Source organism: Microbacterium azadirachtae (genome assembly GCF_000956545.1).
Lineage (GTDB): Bacteria > Actinomycetota > Actinomycetes > Actinomycetales > Microbacteriaceae > Microbacterium > Microbacterium azadirachtae.
Window position 1 is genome coordinate 1 of the sequence record NZ_JYIT01000012.1, and the last position, 1,147, is coordinate 1,147.

Genomic DNA, 1,147 nt, shown 5'->3' on the forward strand with positions numbered 1-1,147 from the left:
GCGACGGCGGCCATGCGCTGCAGCATGCCCAGGGCGAGGACGGCGACGACGCCGGCCGCCCACAGCAGTGCCGAGGATCCGCCTTCGACGACCTGCCACACGCCGACGCCGACGGCGGCGAGCGCGAGGAGCAGGAGGACGGTGGCGACCAGGCGTGTGCGACGGCGCGCACGCGCGCGACGGAAGGCGGGGTCCGCATGCGTCGCGGCGAGCTGCTCGCGCAGCCGCTGCAGCTCCGCCTGCTCCCGGTCGGACTGCAGGCGACGCGCGAGCTTCTGCTGCGCGAGGGCCGTGCGGGCGTTGAGCTCCAGCTGCACCTCGCGCGGAGCCTCGCTGGTCTCCGCCAGCACGCGCAGCGCGCGGTTGAGCCGCAGCGCGTTGCGCTCCGCCGCGTCGTACTGGTGCTGTCCGCGCCACGACGGCAGGAAGTACAGCAGCCACAGCAGCGCCGCGACCAGGACGATCACGCCCCCGCTCAGCACCGGCCCGTTCATGCCCTCCACGGTATGCGACACACTGTCTGCGGCGCCGCAGACACGCGCATGCGCCCGCGGCGGACACGCGCTCGCGCGCGCCCGCTCGCACGCCCGCGCGACGCCTGCAGGACCGCGCGACTCTTGCAGGACCGGATCCCGGATCTGATCCTGCGGGCGTGCGGGAGTCCTGCAGGCGTCGCAGCGCGGCCCCCGTGTCCGCCGGGGCGAGTAGGGTCGGCACGTGACCTCGTTCACCCCTCTGCACCGGCTCGTCATCGCGGTCGCCGTCCTCGCCTCCTTCGTGACGTTCCTCGACGGCACGGTCGTGACCGTCGCACTTCCCGCGATCAGCCGCGAGCTCGGCGGCGGCATCACCACGCAGCAGCGGGCGGTCGACGCGTACCTGATCACCCTGAGCGCGCTCATCCTGCTCGCCGGATCCGTCTCCGACGCCTACGGGCGCGTGCTGGTGATGCGGATCGGGCTCATCGCCTTCGGCGTGGCCTCCGTCGCCGTGGCCGCCGCCGCCACTCCCCTGGTGCTCATCATCGCGCGTGCCGCCCAGGGCGCGGCCGGCGCGCTGCTCGTGCCGAGCTCCCTGGCCCTGATCACCGCCGTGATGCGGGGCGAAGTCCAGTCCAGGGCGATCGGGGTGTGGACCGCGTTCACCA

General features: G+C 74.0%; 1 protein-coding gene and 1 pseudogene. One reads left to right on the plus strand and one right to left on the minus strand.

The annotated features are described in order from the left end of the window. Positions 1-494 (minus strand): annotated as a pseudogene (locus RL72_RS00075) (hypothetical protein); the annotation flags it as partial. A 223-nt stretch (positions 495-717) separates the two neighbouring features. Here RL72_RS00075 and RL72_RS00080 point away from each other — a divergent pair. Then, a partial coding sequence (locus RL72_RS00080; protein ID WP_045248763.1) for an MFS transporter occupies positions 718-1,147 on the plus strand: 430 nt, incomplete at its 3' end.